Source organism: Thermoanaerobacter sp. YS13 (assembly GCF_000806225.2).
Lineage (GTDB): Bacteria > Bacillota > Thermoanaerobacteria > Thermoanaerobacterales > Thermoanaerobacteraceae > Thermoanaerobacter > Thermoanaerobacter uzonensis.
The window spans coordinates 1089056-1105343 of record NZ_JOOI01000001.1 but is presented as its reverse complement, the minus strand read 5'-3'; the positions used below and the strand labels follow the sequence as shown (position 1 = coordinate 1105343).

Below are 16288 nucleotides of genomic sequence, written 5' to 3'. Positions count from 1 at the left end.
ACAAAAGAGAATTGGGGGTGGAAATATGGCTAGCCTCATTGATGCAAATTATTGGTATATGTATCCTTATTACAGTGAGTATAGTTATCTTTTTAATATGACTAATCCATTGACTTCAATACAAAATATTACACCAAGTAATATATTTGAAATTGCACAGCAAGCGATGTATATAAATAATGAGAATCAACAATTGCCAACGCAAATAACTAATGTTCTTGTAATGTTAAATAGCTATGCGAACAATCTAGCAGATACAGCAGCCCAACTTCAACTTACATCACCAAATAGTGTCTTTAATCAGATGGTTGCTACATCCAGTGACCCAAATTCCATAAGTGCAACAGCTCAAGCGGGTGCAACTGCTTCTACTTATAATGTATCTGTAAATCAGCTTGCTGTGGCTCAACAAAATATTGGAACGAGCTTAGCAAGTAACAGCATTACAAGCCTTACACCTGGGACTTACAGCTTTACTGTACAAGTAGGTGGTAAGCAGTATAATATATCCTTCAATGTTAATCAAGGTGATACAAATCAAACTGTTTTAAATAATATGGCTCAAGCAATTAACTCTGCTAATATGGGAATTACAGCTATTGTAAATAATGATCCGTATCTTGGTACAAGCCAGTTAGTATTGAATGCAAATAGCACTGGAACAAATAATGCATTTACATTGACTGATGTTACTGGCAATGCAGTTTCTTATACCGGTGCAAATACAGTATCAGTGGCAGCAGCAAATGCAACTTATACTATTAATGGTGTGAGTAATACCTCTCAATCAAATACTATTTATCTTGACAATAACAATTTAGCCATAACATTTAATAAAACGGTAAGTAATGTCACTGTTACAGTTACACATGATATACAAGCTATAAGCAACAGTATCAATAATTTTGTTAATGAATACAACAAAATGATAACATATGTAAATCAAAACCAGCAATATATAAGTCCCCTTGTTACTTCGGAACTTGTGCAAAGTTATGAATATCAAGCAGCAAATTTGCAAGCGATCGGAATTATTCAAAATCCAGATATGACTCTCTCTATCGATCAAAATACCTTAAACAGTGCGCTGCAGAATAATTTTAATACGGTCCAAACAGCTTTTGCTGGTTACAATGGTTTAGCTGTAAATGTGGGTCAACTTGCCGAGCAAATAGCCGAGAGTCCCCTCACAGCCTATGCAAATGAAATGGTGCCAATAGGTAATAATTATATGGGGCTTTATAATTCACTTGGAATGTTGGATACTTCTTTAATCTGGTCAATGTTGCTGCCATCAGGGCAATTTGTAAATTCATTTATTTAAATTAAGGACAATCCTACTGATATATTTATCAATTTCTATGTTGTTGCTTTTGGCATATGTAAAAACTAAAAGAACTATTTTTAGAATTTTTAGAATACCCCACTAAAAATTATACATGCTTTCGAATAAAATATAAAAAATAAAAATGGAGGGAGATTTAATGTTTAAAAAAATTTTATCAATGATTTTGGTTTCGTCCATGACAATTTTTCCTGTTGCTGCATTAGCTAGTGATACCACAAGTATTTTACAAAACAACTATATGACTAGTTATACACAATTATCAGATAATAACACTGTAAATAGCACTGTATACAACCAGGTATACAGCCAACCATCGAGTGATACTACCACAACTTCACCGATGGATAATACTACAATAACACAACCTTCTAGTTCACAATCATCAGATCAGGGGACTACTGAAAAGATTAATGAAGTAAATAACCAAATTCAAAAGCTAGAACAAGAATTAGAAACTGCATTGGATAAAAATCAATTTGAAAAAGCTTTACAAATATCAAATAAAATAAAAGAACTCGAACAAAAACTTAAAATACTTAACCAAAGCAACAACATAGAATCAGAAATTGCAGAATTAAAGATAGAAGCTATAAATTACTTACAAAATGGACAAATAGATGAAGCAATTAATACAATAACAAAAATTCTTAAACTTAAACATTCGAAAGATAACTATAAACTACTTGGAAAGTTATATCATCAAGCTAAAAAAGATAAAAATCCACATGTTTTTGTAAATGGCAATGAGATTAAGTCAGATGTAAACCCGATAATCAAAAATGGAAGAACGTACATTCCTTTAAGAGCAGTGGCTAATGCCATTGGTGTTGATAGCAAAGCAATTAATTGGGATCAACATAATCAAGCTGTAAGCATTAAAACAGGTAATATAAACATATATATGCCTATAAATACTACACAAATAATAGTTAATGGCCAAAAAGAAACAATCAATGCTCCTGCGTTTGAAAATAAGGGAAGGGTTATGGTTCCGTTAAGAGCAATAAGTCAACTGTTTGGCAAAAATGTAGATTGGTATCAAGAAGGGCAAATTGCAACAATAGGTGATTAAAAAAAGAAAAATAATATAAATTTATTCTGTTTCTTTTTTACCCCACTTTTTGTTGTCTATAAAAAGTGGGGTTGTGTTTATTTATAGTCATTTATACTTTCTTACCACTCTTTCTCAAAAAGACAACATCTCTATAATCAACTATCCCCACCAATTGCTATATAAGCAATTGTACTTTTATTATGTTGTTAATAATATACAATTGACTAATGCATTTACGATTGCATTCATATTATCATATATAATCACTTTTTGCTCTTCGATTTTATTGTAAAGCTGTTTTAAGTATTGTGCTTCTTCAAAATCCTTTGACTCTAAATAGGCCATATATTCATTAAAAAATTTTCTTGATAATAGCTGTTCTAGATTTTCTAAAATCATATCGCTATCATTTATTCTTTGAGGTAAATTATTAACATACTTAGATAGGGATATAACAAATCTTATTTTCATTAAATTGATCTGGAAGTTTGTTGGTATAGCTAAAAATTCTAATATGTTTTGAAGCTTTTCTTTGAGGTCATTATTTTTTGTAGTTTTTTCTATTTCTACTATTTTGCCTAATATAGAAGAATACACTTTTTCTGCAACTATATCTTCATCAAAAATTTCATCTATCACTTCGTCAAATATAGAATCAAAAAGTTCTTGTTGTTTTGTGTTTTTCTTTTTAAAGAGTTCAGCAGCTTTTGTAAGGAACTTTAAATAAAAAATATAAAATACATAAAATGGTATTTCAATTTCCATTTCAGGGTCTAAAATATAATTTAAATCATCTCCCATTTCCATAAACATATTGGCACTTAAATATTCGGCAAATATAGGATATTTGTAGAATATTTCCATCACTTTCTTATTTATTAAGTCTTGAGGTAATTTTTCTGCATCATTTAAAACTTTTTCTAATTCATCTTCTCCATCTATAAGGTCAAATTCCGTTGCTTCTAAGATAGGTGTTGTAAATATCTTATAAGTTTTATCTATAAATGCTATCGAAAGCCAGATAAAGATATTCTTCATTTCTTCTTCGGTAAATTTTTCTGTACGTAGAGAATAGGCTAAATTCAATAAATAGTTTTCTAAAAAAGATGTATTAGATATTTTATCTAAAACTCTTTCCATTTCTTCTTCATTATCAAGATCTACATTCATTATAAAAGTAACTGGGACTCTTAAGTCTTTCAACTCTTCATTTTTTCTGAATATACTTACAATTTTTCTAAATAACTCTTCGGTTATTTCATCTTCATTTTCTTCATTAAGTTCTTCCAGTTGTTGTTTTCTTTCTCTCAATGATTCTATTAGTAATACTTTTAATTTTTCCACATTTACAGCTTCATTTTTACTATCCAGCTTAATTCCATACATTACACTTAATATTCGTATAAATTCATAATCATAAGGTAAAAATACGTCATCTTTTTCTATTTCTTTTAAGAGGTTTTTTTCAATTTTTTCTATGTTAGGGAGACAACATTTTTTATATTTTTTCCCACTTCCACAAATGCATTCATCATTTCTATCAATATCAAAAATTTTACTCATTTAAGGCCCTCCAAATTGATTTTTACTTTCTTTTTATAGATTATCACATTGTCTTTTTCTTGTCTATTGTTTTTAAATATATATTTAAACTTTCAAAGGCATACACAGAGATTTCGCATTAACCCTCCATGCTTAACAAAGCACAACCAGGAATGAAAATAGATTTCTAAGTCTATTTTCGTGCTAAATTCCGGCAAAAAATTCATTTTTACAATAATTCTTATTTTTTATATCTAATTAAATATAAGATATAGTAATAACAAATTTATTTGTATGTTTTTGCTCCATGTGATACACTCATTTTGTTCTATTATATCACAACAAATAGATTTTAATGATGTAACGTTGATTTTAATTGATAGTATAAAGTTTAAGTAGGTGATTAAGCAGGGAAAAGGAGTATATGAAGTTACTCGAGAAGATCAAAAAGATTTTTGAATGGGCATAAGAAAAGCGAATGCAAAATACCCCACTTTTTGTATTAATTATAAAGTGGGGTTACAACTTAAACGTTAAAGAAATATTTTATACATTAAGTTCTTCTGGCTTACGTTTTAATATAAATTTTAATATGATGTAGTAAATTATTCCTATCAAAATCCACGCGGCGCCAAGGATTTTGGCATGTACATTAAGGCTTATCCATACATAGAAGATAACTAGAAAGCCTAAAATTGGAGATATTAAGTGTTTCCATATATTGCTAGAATGATTTTTTATCATAAAATATGTTATAACGGTGATGTGGAGAACTAAAAACGAAGTTAAAGCTCCAAAGTTTATAACAGATGTAAGATCAGCTATCCTGTCACTATAGATTGCTACGAGGACAGCCGAAAGTATAGCGATAAAAATAGTTGCTATATAAGGAGTTTTATATTTTGGATGAACCTTTGAAAGAAATTGGGGTAAGTTTTGGTCTCTTGCCATACTGAATAATACCCTTGAAACAGCAGCTTGAGCTGCTAATGAGTTTGCTATTCCCCAAGCGAAAGCTGTTGCCAAAGAAGTAGTAAGCATGAGCCATTTTCCTCCTGCACGATTAGCAACTTCATAAAAAGCTACATCTAGATTGGAAAAAGCTTTGTAATCAGGCCATATCATTGATGCTACCCATGTTTGAAGTATAAACAGTATGCCAGCGAATAAAAGTGCAAGTACAGTTGCTCTTCCTACAGTTTTTTTACCACCTATTGTTTCTTCAGCAAGGGTACTTATACCGTCAAAACCGAGAAAACTTAAAACTGCTATAGAGACAGCACTCATTACAAGACCTAAGCTAAAATTTTGCGGGTCATAAAAAGCTTTAAATGAAAATTTTGCTCCACCTATACCATGAGAAATTGCAAAAGCGCCAACTCCTATAAAAACCGCTAAAACTATAAGTTCAAGTATTAGTACAATTTTATTAAACTTAGCTGTAATTTCGATTCCTACAATGTTAATTATTGTATTTATTAAAATGAATGCTAATGCCCACACTATTACAGGAATAGCTGGAAATATACCATTTAAAGCAGCTGCACTGACAACATAAAGAAGCGCAGGAACTAATAAATAATCTAGCAAAATGACCCAGCCAGTAAAGAATCCTATAACTTTGTTCAAACCTTTAGTTGCGTATGAATAAACAGAACCAGCAATCGGAAAAGCTTCAGACATTGATGCATAACTAAAAGCAGTAAATATCATTCCTACTATTCCAATTGCGTAAGCAAGCGCAACCATTCCTTTTGATATATCAGCGACAAACCCATAAATACCAAATGGCGCAATAGGAACCATAAAGATGAGCCCATATATTATTAAGTCCCAAATTGTCAAAGCTCTTTTTAATTCTTGCTTATATCCAAAATTCTCTAATGATGTATCATTCTTGTTTTCCATAGTTTTTCCTCCCTTAGAACACTATGTTATAGCTATCCAATACCCAGTTTGGCAAACTAAAGCGTGCAGTTTTAAGTGGATCTACTACTTGTGAAATCTGTACATTTCCTGCTATGCTAAAAAGTGTAGCTATCTCCTCTATTGATAATTTGGTAAAACTTTGAAATAAGTTTGCCATATCGTGAACTGCTATTTTTACTGCTTTATCCAAAGATTCATCTGATGCTATTGTTGCTGTTACCTCTGGTGTTTTTACAAGAGGATTTACAAGTTTTAAATTTTTTACAACTCTAACTTCTACTGTAACTGAGCCTGTTACTTCTACGCCTGATACACCTACTTCTCCATCTCCCATTACAGCGTGTAAATCTCCCAAAGCTAACAAAGCACCATCTACAAATACTGGCAAAAAAAGTTTTGAACCTTCACCGATAAGTGCAGTGTCCATATTTCCACCATGAGAACCAGGTGTTCCACAGTTTATATTACCATTCTTTGGTGAAACGCCAATTACTCCTATCATAGGTTTAATTGGAATAGAAATTTTTTCATCAAAAATAATTTTCCCCTCTTTTATATTAACCACTCGGGAATACAGTCCATTCATTAAATCACCCAATACTCCTAAGTCTTTGCCTGTTGCCATTACACCTTTATCAGCTATTTCAATCTTTTTAATTGTGACTTCCAAAACATCTCCTTCTTTAGCACCTTCAACATAAATAGGGCCTGTTGCAGGGTTTACTTTGTTCCAATCCATTTGTTCTAATTTATCCTCATTTGTTTGGATTTGATTTGAAAAGCAATCCAAAGTCTCAATTACTATTTCATCTCCGTTTTTTATAAAAAGTACAGGTGTATTATCTTTGGAAAAACTAAATATGTGGTTTTCTTTAGATAATTTGTGTATCATATTCTCAATCCCCCTTTTCGTTTTAAAGTGAATTTTAAATCATTATACTACCTAAAAATTTGTAATTCAAGGTTAAAGTTTTTAAATTACTAAAATTTTTTAATTATGGGGTGTTTGGCTGATTTCTATTAAAAATAAAATTTTTTAAACTTTCAGATGTGTAAAAATATTTTTTATATAAGAATATGGTAATTTATAGTATAATAAAAACTATAAAAGAATAATAAAGAACGCGGATAATAAAAAGATGGGGACTTTTTACAAAGGAGTAGAAAAGATGTATTTAGAAATTTATGAAACATATAAAACATTGCCAGATAAGAAACTGAAAAGTATCTTTTCATATGTAATATGTTAATTATTATACTTTTAAGTATAATAATTTGTGGTATAATAATATTGAGGTGAAAAATTGTGAAAAAATTTGTTAATAGAGAAGCTGAAATTCAATTTCTAGAAACTCAATTCTCTAAAGAAGGGTCCTCATTTGTTGTTATTTATGGAAGGCGAAGAGTAGGCAAAACTGCGCTCATTAAGGAGTTTATAAAAGACAAAAAAGCTATATATTTTTTAGCAACTGAAGAAATAGAGAGTCAAAATATTAATAATTTTAAAATTTTGGTGGCAAAGTTTTTTAATAATAGCTTACTAGAAAAAGCCCAAAATATTATGTGGGATGAAATCTTTGAATTTATAGCTAATAACGTAAAAAATGAAAAGCTGGTCATAGTTATTGATGAATTTCAATATCTTTGCAAAGTAAATCCATCTTTTGCATCAATTTTGCAGAAGATATGGGATGAAAAGTTAAAAGGAAAGAATATCTTTTTTATTGTTTGCGGTTCATTAGTAAATATGATGGAACAGCATGTTCTAAATTATTCAAGCCCATTGTATGGAAGGAGAACTGGTCAAATAAAATTAAAGCCCTTAAAATTTAAATATTTAAAAGAGTTTTTCCCACAGTCGACAGAGGATGAACTTATCTGGCTTTATGCTATATTGGGTGGAGTTCCAAGGTATTTGGAAGTATTTAATTACAAAGGTGATATTTTTGAGGCTATAAGAGAAAATATGCTAAATAGGCAAAGTTTTTTATATGAAGAACCTTTGTTTTTGCTTGAAAGGGAGATTCAAGATATTGGTACTTATTTCTCTCTCATTAAGAGTATTTCTTTGGGCAATCATAAACTTCAACAAATAGCTCAAACCCTTTCCGTTCCTCAGACAAGACTGACTAAATATATAAATACACTGATAGACTTGGATATACTGCGGAGAGAGACTCCTGTAACAGAAGAATATCCTGAAAAAAGCAAAAAAGGATTATATTTTATAAATGATAATTTTTTGAATTTCTGGTTTAAATTTGTTTATCCTTTCAAGGAACAACTAGAACTTGATAATATGGAATTTGTTTTAGGAAACATAAAGAAAAGAATTATAACTGAGCACATAAGTTTCGTATATGAAGATATCTGCAAGGAATATGTTTTGGAATTGTCACAAAAAGGAGAGCTACCTTTGAAAATAAGCAAAATTGGAAAGTGGTGGGATAAAAATAATGAAATTGATATTGTAGGAATAGATACAACAACTGGCTCTCTTCTCTATGGCGAATGCAAATATACAAATTCTAAAGTAGATATTGATTTGTTCTACTCTCTAAAGCAAAAAGCAAGTAAAGTAAATGCAAAAAATAAAGCCGAGGAGTATTATATTATATTTAGTAAATCAGGATTTACAGAAAGATTCTTGAGTTTTGCCGAAGAAATTGAAAATTTGATTCTTATCACTTTTCCTGAAAGAACAATTTTCAATTTTTGAAGTTATAGGGCTTAATTAAGCCTTTTTTATTTTAACCTAGTTGATTTAAAGTGTCTATCACCACCATTACAAATAATATATTGTAGAGATAGTTTTCAATAAAAATGTTCCAGATGGTAATTAATTATACATTACAAAGGCAAAAAAGTACTTAAAAGAGCAAATTAATGTTCAAAACTGAAAAATTTATAAAAAAACAAAATACTTTTGTTCAAAAAAATTTAGAATTATTGCTTAAATTATTTGGAATTAATTGAAAATAGATAGATTAATAGCGTAATTTTGAGTAAAAATTTAAAATAACTATAATTAATGATATATTTAGCTATATAAAGATAAATTTAAGTTTTTTTAGTCAAAATCAAATAAAATTACAGTTTGACATATTTTCTAAAGAGAATTAAAATGAACATAAATCAATCAATTACAATCATTTTATTGAACAATAATGTGAACAAGAGGTGGAGTTGTGAACAAAGCAGAGAGAATTCAAAAAATATTTGAAATTCTTTCAAGTGAAGGTAATGCATCAACAAAATATCTTGCAGAAGCATTGGGTGTGTCTGAGGCGACGATTAGAAGAGATCTTATAAATCTATCCCAAGAGAATACCTTTCCTTTCCAAAGAGTACGAGGAGGAGTAATTTATTCATTAGAAAAATCAGGTGTTGAACCAATGTTTGATCTTAAACTTTCTCAAATGGTTGATGAGAAAAAAAAGATAGCTAAAATGGCATTGGATCTGATTGAAGATGGTGATTCTCTTTTTCTTGATTCAGGGACAACTATTTATTATCTTGCTAAAATAATTGGAAGTAAAAAAGGTTTAAAAGTTGTTACGGTGGATGTAAAAGTTGCAGCGGAGCTTGCGAAGCATCCAAATATTAAAACAATTTTGGCGGGCGGGGAGGTGAGATCTGGATATTATAGTATAGGGGGAGACGATACAGTTAATTTTTTAAAACAATTTCGTGTAGAAAAAGCATTTTTAGCGACGGATGGCTGGAATATCGATGGTACTTTCAATTCTTCTAATTTTGAAGTTGGAATTAAGAGAAAAATGATTGAATTATCAAAAAAGAGATATCTTTTAGCGGATCATACAAAATACGGGAAAGATGCATTTATTAAAGTATCTGACCTAGATGTTTTCGATGCAATAATTATGGATGTTCCACTCTCTGATGATATAGTAGGTCGCCTAAAAGACAAAGGAATTTCTATAATTTTCTAATTAAGAAGGAGGATAAATATGGATATAAATAAAATATTTAAAAAGGATAAAGTTGTAATTGGAATGGTACATTTTCCACCTTTACCCGGTTCTCCACTTTATGAAGATGCATCTGGTATAAAGAGCATTGTTGAAAGAGTAAGAAATGATCTAGTTAATCTTCAAGATGGTGGAATAGATGCTGTAATGTTTTGTAATGAAAATGATAGGCCATATAGGTTACATGCAGATTATGCTACTGTTGCTACGATGGGAAGGGTGATTGGAGAGATAATAGAGGAAATTAAAGTACCATTTGGTATTGATGTACTGTGGGATCCAGCAGCAGCTATTGCACTTGCTAAAGCAACTGGAGCAAAGTTTATTAGAGAAGTATTAACTGGAACGTATATTTCAGATATGGGATTATGGAATACAAATATAGGAGATATTTATAGATATAAGAAATTATTAGATGCAAATGAAGTTGCAGTATTTTTTAACATTTCAGCTGAATTTGCTTATAATTTGGATAGAAGACCTATTGAAGAAATAGCGAAAAGTGTAGCTTTTTCTTCTCTGGCAGATGTAATTTTAGTATCTGGTCCTATGACAGGTGTTCCTCCTACTGCTGAAATGCTTAAGAAAGTTAGGGAAAACGCGAAGGTTCCTATTTTTGTAAACACAGGAGTAAATGTTAATAATGTGCATGAGCTTTTACAATTTGCAGATGGTGTTATAGTGGGAACAGGATTGAAAAAAGATGGGATCACATGGAATCCAGTTGATAAAGAACGCGTGAAAAACTTCATGAAAAAGGTGGAAAATTTGAGATGAAAGATCTTGCTTTGGGTATTGATATAGGAACAACAAGTGTTAAGTCAATTCTCATAAGTAAAGATGGCGATGTATTATTTGAGACTTCTAGACCGCACGATCTTATTTCTTCTGAACCTGGTTTTGCAGAGGAAGATCCCAATATATGGTGGAATAGTGTAAAATCAATATTAAAAGAAATATCCGAAAAAAAATTATCTAATAGAATTGCAGCGATAGGTATAACAGGGATGGTCCCTACTTTGGTTCTGATTGATGAAAAATTAGATGCTATAAGAAATTCTATTCAACAAAATGATGCTCGTTCTACGGCCGAAATAGCAGAACTAAAAAAAATTATTAAAGAAGATGAGTATTTTTTGGAAACGGCAAATACCTTAAATCAACAAGTTATTTTTCCTAAAATTTTATGGTTAAAAAAACACGAACCGGAAAACATTGATAAAACTCGATGGATAATGGGATCATATGATTTTATTTCTACAAAACTTACCGGGAATCCTCATGTTGAGATGAACTGGGCTTTAGAAAGTGGGATGTGGTTTGTAAGAGAGAAAAAATGGCATGATGATATTTTAGAAGTTGCTGATATTAAAAGGGGAATTCTTCCGCCTGTTTTTGAACCAATCGAAATAGTTGGTGAAACAATTCCAGAAATAGAAAAAGAAATAGGATTTCCTGCTGGCGTTCCCGTAATAGCAGGTTCAGCAGATCATATAGCTTCTTCACTTGCTGTAGGTCTTAGAGAGGAAGGGGATCTCCTACTAAAATTTGGCGGTGCAGGAGATATAATGTTTGTTACTGATTCATTAAAGATGGATAGAAGATTGTTTCTTGATTACCATGATATTCCATCAAAATATATATTAAATGGGTGCATGGCAGCAAGTGGTTCATTAGTTAAATGGTATATGAACATTGTACAAGAAAAAAGCTATGATGAACTTACAAAGATGGCAATGGAAAGTAGCGTAGGATCTAAAGGACTGTTAACGTTACCGTATTTCTTAGGAGAAAAAACACCGATTTTTGATACTAAGGCTCGAGGTGTAATATTTGGATTAGGTCTTCATCATAATCGCGGTGACATTTTTAGGTCAATTTTAGAAAGCGTTGCTTTTGGGTTCAAACATCATATTGAGGTGCTTAAGGAAATAGGACTTGAAATTAAACGGGTTTTTATATCCGATGGAGGAGCTAAAAATCCACTTTGGAGACAAATTACGGCCGATGTAGTGGGGACTGATGTAAAATATATATTAAATAACCCAGGCTCTTCTCTCGGAGTTGCTTTTCTGGCAGGTGTTTCTGTGGGAATTTTTAAAAATTGGAATGAAATCGATAAATTTATTACAGAATCGGAAATAGTAATTTCAAATCAAAAAAGTAATTCGCAATATGAGAAATATTATTATATTTACAGAAAATTATACGAAATTTTGAAACCGCTCTATGAAGAGCTTTACAATATTAAGGAGGGGAAATTAGATGAGGTTTGAAAATAAGGTTGTTTTTATTACAGGAGCTGCAAAGGGAATAGGGAAAGCAATATCTCAAGGATTTGCCGAAGAAGGCGCATTGCTAGCTTTATCAGATTTAGATATTGATGAGTTGGAACGAACTGCAGAAGAACTTAGTAATGTTGCTAAAGTAATAAAAACTTATAAACTTGATGTTACTAAAGAAATAATGGTAGAAAAAGTTATTGAAAAAGTTATAAAAGATTTCCAAAAGATAGATATTTTAATAAATAACGCTGGAGTTTCTACAATGAACTATTTTTGGGATTTAACTGAAGAAGAGTGGGATTTTAATATGAATGTAAATGCTAAAGGTGTATGGTTAGTAAGTAAATATGTGGTACCATACATGATTAAAGAAAAAAAAGGGAAAATAGTTAACACTGCGTCAATGGCTGGGAAAATAGGAGCGCCTCTTTTGGCACATTATTCTGCTTCAAAGTTTGCTGTTATTGGATTTACCCAAGCTGCTGCAAAGGAATTAGCACCATATGGAATAAATGTGAATGCTGTATGTCCAGGATTTGTTAAAACTTCAATGCAAGATAGAGAAGTTATTTGGGAAGCAAAATTAAGAGGCATATCTGATCCAGAGGAAGTACGAAAAGAATATATAAAGCAAACACCTCTTGGAAGACTTTGCTATCCAGAAGATGTTGCAAGAGTTGTCCTATTTCTTGCATCTGATGATGCTGACTTTATGACTGGCCAAGCTATAAATGTAACAGGAGGAGCTTGTATGCATTAAAGCTAGTTAATCCTGGTTATTATAATAATTAAATATAGGGATGTGCAAAATTAATAAAAATAATCACGAACAAAAGCCAAAATATGTATGACATACAATATAAAGTAATCAAAACTGACAATCAAACATAAAGGAAGTGGTAAGGGAAAAGAAAAGACAAAAAGAGGAGCTAAAAAAGGGCATAAATATCCTGTAGAAGTCAAATGTTAAAAAGTGGCATGAACCAAATTCAGCAAAAGTTAAGCCGATTGCATCAGACCAACAAGGGACTTAAACTCATCAAATTTACCCAGTTTAATAGCTACAATAGCAACAGTAAGCAAAGTAATATGGCCAAAAGTATTAAGGTTGCTGACAGAATTAATATTTCTAACATAAGCTTTTTCAAAATCCAGAGCTTTAAATCGAGAATTATATCTTTCTGATTCTACTCTTAGTTTATAGACAGCCTTAAAATATAGGGAGTCTCTATTAATAGAGGACCTATAATCAGAAGATATAATAGCATACTTAGTACAGCCTCTATGCTTTTTGCCATTAAAATATTTAGGATGCTTTATAGGGCAGGCAGAGTCATCTTTAGAATTACAGAACTTGCAAACAAATTTTTGCTTAATAAAACCATCAAAATATTGCTTGCCGTCTTTGAGCATTTTAATACCTGCTTCACAAACGATATAACCATCATCAGTCAGAGGGGGATTTTTAGAATTACGCTTGTTAAGAGGAATAAAACAATGACCATGGAGAGTATCTCTAACATAATTATAAACTCTCTTAACATCATACCCCTTATCAGCAATAAAATTAACATACTTAAGGTTAAACCACTTATTAGTCTTCTCAAGTAAAGACAAAGCAACTTCAAAATCAGGGGCATCAGCGGGAGTAGTAGTTTCAGCGATGGGTAAACCAGAGATAGCATCAACAATAATGTGATTTTTATAGCCCCAATAAAACTTATAGCGTTTATTAGAAGAATCATTAGAAGCAGAATAAACGCCTAATTTACAATCCTAAAAAGACTTAGGCTGATTATCTTTAGAGAATTTATTTTTAGAAAAAGACTTAGGGTTATTTAACTTAGTGTTAGCTTTAATAGGGGTAGAGTCCATGGAAATAAACTCACCGGAGATAATGCCCATATTTTTGAGGATATTGACTTGATTTTGAAAGATAGAGGTCAAATAATCATGAGAGAAGTCATTAATAAAACGGCGGAAAGTCCAATAAGAAGGAAGAGGTTTAAGGATGTTAAAGCCACAAAGATGAGCAATGATAAGATTATTGCGGAGATAATCTAAAAGGTCAGAAATTGTGCCGAATCTTTCAGCTTTCATGACAATAAAAGCTCTAAACATTGCATGATGAGAATAACCCTTACGGCCAGGACTAGAGGAAGGGAATTCAGGTATTGAAGACAGGTCAAGATTTTCAAACATAGAAGAATAGAAATCAATTTTAGACAGAGAAGTAAAGAGTTCAGGTATATTTAAAAGTAATTGAAGCTGGTACATGTAGGATTTCCTCCTCCTTAAGAAATATTTTCATGCTGTATATATAATAATTCGACAAATGGGAGGGGAAATCCTACATAAAAGATAAAAAATTCAAGAGTGATAGGAAAAAAGTATGTCTGTAGAATGGCTTAAATTAACGCTTCTGAATTTTGCACAAGTCTATAATAAAAAAAGCAAAGGGGTGAATAGGGAATTTATATTTTTTGAAAATATTATATATTATATTATATTAATTATTTTTTAGATTTATTTCAATAGAAAAGGAGGAGTAAAAATGTCAAACCAGTCTCATATGTTTGTGCGAAATGCTACGGGACTAGTAAGAGAATTAACAGCTTTTGATGCATTTAATTTAGTTTTTGCAGCTATATTAATTCCTGTAGGAATTTCACAGGCTTTAAATTTTGGTGCAGCTGCTTTCCCGGGTGCTAATGTTGCTTTGGCGTTTATTTTAGGAGCAACTTTACTTCTCATAGGGTTTGGAGCCGTATATATTTATTTTACAATGGCAATGCCACGTTCTGGTGGCGATTATGTATGGGTAAGCCGAACTCTGAGCCCTTTTTTAGGATTTGTAGTTAATGTGACATTAACCTTTGTTTTTGTAAATTGGGTGTCATTCAATTTTACTACAATGATGACTCTTTTTGGACCTGCAGCTGGTTATGTAATGGATTGGTCACCGAATGTTATCCAATGGTTTAATGTTCCAGCAAATCAATTTATAGTAGCTACTATTTTAACTATACTTTTCACATTTTTGATGATTCCAGGTACTAAGTTTGTTGCTAAATTTATGCGAATTCTGTTTATTGTAGTATGGGCAGGAATGGCGTTGTGGTTTATTGGTTTATTAGTAACACCTAACGATGTTTTTGTAAAAAACTTTATTGAAATTACTAAGACAAATCCTACGCAGATTATCGAATTAGCTAAAAATTCTGGTTTTTCTGTACCAACAGGGCTTAATTGGGGAATGACTATATTAGCGATGTTATGGGCTTTTCAAAATCTAACAGGATTTCAATGGAGCGGTTATTTTGCCGGTGAACTTAAAAATGTAAGGCGAACAGTTGTGATTTCTGTATTAGGCGGATTAATTGTTGGAGCAATTTTATATGCTGCTGGGTCTTTCTTGGTATATAAAACAGTTGGATTTGAACTTTTTTCTAGTCTCTCATATATAGGAATAAATGCGCCGGACAAAATGCCTTCTAATGTAACGTATATACTTCCATCTCTAACGAAATTTTTTGCTTTACCGACAATAATTAAAGATTTAATCGCTTTAACATTTATGCTAAGTATAATTTGGTGGACTCCAGCTGGTTTTATGCTAGGTACACGTAATTTATTTGCTTGGGCATTTGACAACTTGGCACCAAGTTGGGTAGCAGACGTTCATTCTACTTTTCATACTCCTGTTAATGCCACTATAATAATGGGGATTTTTATTGAAATTCTTAACTTTTTAAATATATATGGAGGATTAAGCAATTATTTGATTAATATTATTGCTGTCATGGCTTTAGCTTTTGTTGTTGTTGGATTAGCAGCGGTGATATTCCCATATAAACGCAAAGATTTATATGATAATGCTCCCGAAGTTGTTAGAAGTAAGATCGGTGGTATTCCTGTTATGACTATTGCTGGATTAATAACAATGTTGAGTTGGTCGTTTGTGTTAATTGCTGCATTTTCAACTTCACAATTTGGTCTTAGTGTTACTCCTATAGCTATGATCGAGGCATTTTCTGTTCCAATCTTAGCATCAATATGGTATTTTATAGCAACCTCAATTCGTAAACGACAAGGTATCGATATAAGCAAAGTGTTTTCTGAAATACCACCAGAGTGA

11 protein-coding genes and 1 pseudogene are annotated in these 16288 nt (G+C 31.3%); 8 read left to right on the top strand and 4 right to left on the bottom strand.

Going from position 1 to position 16288, the window contains the following annotated elements:
- Positions 1-25: 25 nt before the first annotated feature.
- Positions 26-1324 carry a flagellar filament capping protein FliD gene (gene fliD / locus THYS13_RS05665; RefSeq protein WP_042833534.1) on the top strand — a complete coding sequence of 433 codons (1299 nt, stop codon included), beginning with the start codon at positions 26-28 and terminating at the stop codon, positions 1322-1324.
- Positions 1325-1484: 160 nt separating this feature from the next.
- On the top strand, positions 1485-2420 hold the full coding sequence (locus tag THYS13_RS05660) for a copper amine oxidase N-terminal domain-containing protein (protein WP_042833532.1): 936 nt from the start codon (positions 1485-1487) through the stop codon (positions 2418-2420).
- A 180-nt stretch (positions 2421-2600) separates the two neighbouring features.
- On the opposite strand, the gene THYS13_RS05655 is transcribed toward THYS13_RS05660, so the two are convergent.
- The 3 genes from THYS13_RS05655 to THYS13_RS05645 all read right to left on the bottom strand — a co-directional run bounded on the left by THYS13_RS05655 (position 2601) and on the right by THYS13_RS05645 (position 6765).
- On the bottom strand, positions 2601-3965 hold the full coding sequence (locus THYS13_RS05655; RefSeq protein ID WP_042833531.1) for an SEC-C domain-containing protein: 1365 nt from the start codon (positions 3963-3965) through the stop codon (positions 2601-2603).
- Positions 3966-4490: 525 nt separating this feature from the next.
- Complete coding sequence (locus THYS13_RS05650; protein ID WP_042833530.1) at positions 4491-5852, bottom strand: APC family permease; 1362 nt, start codon at positions 5850-5852, stop codon at positions 4491-4493.
- A 13-nt stretch (positions 5853-5865) separates the two neighbouring features.
- On the bottom strand, positions 5866-6765 hold the full coding sequence (locus THYS13_RS05645; RefSeq protein ID WP_042833529.1) for an acetamidase/formamidase family protein: 900 nt from the start codon (positions 6763-6765) through the stop codon (positions 5866-5868).
- Positions 6766-7179: 414 nt separating this feature from the next.
- Here THYS13_RS05645 and THYS13_RS05640 point away from each other — a divergent pair, with 414 nt between their 5' ends.
- The 5 genes from THYS13_RS05640 to THYS13_RS05620 all read left to right on the top strand — a co-directional run bounded on the left by THYS13_RS05640 (position 7180) and on the right by THYS13_RS05620 (position 12910).
- Complete coding sequence (locus tag THYS13_RS05640) at positions 7180-8592, top strand: ATP-binding protein (protein WP_042833528.1); 1413 nt, start codon at positions 7180-7182, stop codon at positions 8590-8592.
- Positions 8593-9061: 469 nt separating this feature from the next.
- Positions 9062-9826 (top strand): DeoR/GlpR family DNA-binding transcription regulator, encoded by a 765-nt coding sequence (locus THYS13_RS05635; RefSeq protein ID WP_042833527.1) that lies wholly within the window; start codon positions 9062-9064, stop codon positions 9824-9826.
- Between the two features lie 18 nt (positions 9827-9844).
- Complete coding sequence (locus tag THYS13_RS05630) at positions 9845-10642, top strand: BtpA/SgcQ family protein (RefSeq protein ID WP_042833526.1); 798 nt, start codon at positions 9845-9847, stop codon at positions 10640-10642.
- Positions 10639-12141: an FGGY-family carbohydrate kinase gene (locus THYS13_RS05625; RefSeq protein WP_042833525.1), complete on the top strand. Its 1503-nt coding sequence runs from the start codon at positions 10639-10641 to the stop codon at positions 12139-12141. Before THYS13_RS05630 ends, THYS13_RS05625 begins: the two co-directional genes overlap by 4 nt.
- A complete protein-coding gene (locus tag THYS13_RS05620; protein WP_042833524.1) occupies positions 12131-12910 on the top strand; it encodes an SDR family NAD(P)-dependent oxidoreductase in 780 nt (259 codons plus the stop codon). Before THYS13_RS05625 ends, THYS13_RS05620 begins: the two co-directional genes overlap by 11 nt.
- Before the next feature lie 239 nt (positions 12911-13149).
- Here THYS13_RS05620 and THYS13_RS05615 read toward each other — a convergent pair.
- Positions 13150-14427: pseudogene (locus tag THYS13_RS05615) on the bottom strand (transposase).
- A gap of 277 nt (positions 14428-14704) precedes the next feature.
- On the opposite strand from THYS13_RS05615, the gene THYS13_RS05610 reads away from it, so the two are divergent.
- A complete protein-coding gene (locus THYS13_RS05610; RefSeq protein WP_042833523.1) occupies positions 14705-16288 on the top strand; it encodes an APC family permease in 1584 nt (527 codons plus the stop codon).

Excerpts from the sequence above, each read along its gene's own strand:
- THYS13_RS05630 (WP_042833526.1), top strand. The coding sequence starts at position 9,845 with ATGGATATAAATAAAATATTTAAAAAGGATAAAGTTGTAATTGGAATG.
- THYS13_RS05650 (WP_042833530.1), bottom strand. The coding sequence starts at position 5,852 with ATGGAAAACAAGAATGATACATCATTAGAGAATTTTGGATATAAGCAA.
- fliD (WP_042833534.1), top strand. The coding sequence starts at position 26 with ATGGCTAGCCTCATTGATGCAAATTATTGGTATATGTATCCTTATTAC.
- THYS13_RS05645 (WP_042833529.1), bottom strand. The coding sequence starts at position 6,765 with ATGATACACAAATTATCTAAAGAAAACCACATATTTAGTTTTTCCAAA.
- THYS13_RS05655 (WP_042833531.1), bottom strand. The coding sequence starts at position 3,965 with ATGAGTAAAATTTTTGATATTGATAGAAATGATGAATGCATTTGTGGA.
- THYS13_RS05660 (WP_042833532.1), top strand. The coding sequence starts at position 1,485 with ATGTTTAAAAAAATTTTATCAATGATTTTGGTTTCGTCCATGACAATT.
- THYS13_RS05610 (WP_042833523.1), top strand. The coding sequence starts at position 14,705 with ATGTCAAACCAGTCTCATATGTTTGTGCGAAATGCTACGGGACTAGTA.
- THYS13_RS05620 (WP_042833524.1), top strand. The coding sequence starts at position 12,131 with ATGAGGTTTGAAAATAAGGTTGTTTTTATTACAGGAGCTGCAAAGGGA.
- THYS13_RS05625 (WP_042833525.1), top strand. The coding sequence starts at position 10,639 with ATGAAAGATCTTGCTTTGGGTATTGATATAGGAACAACAAGTGTTAAG.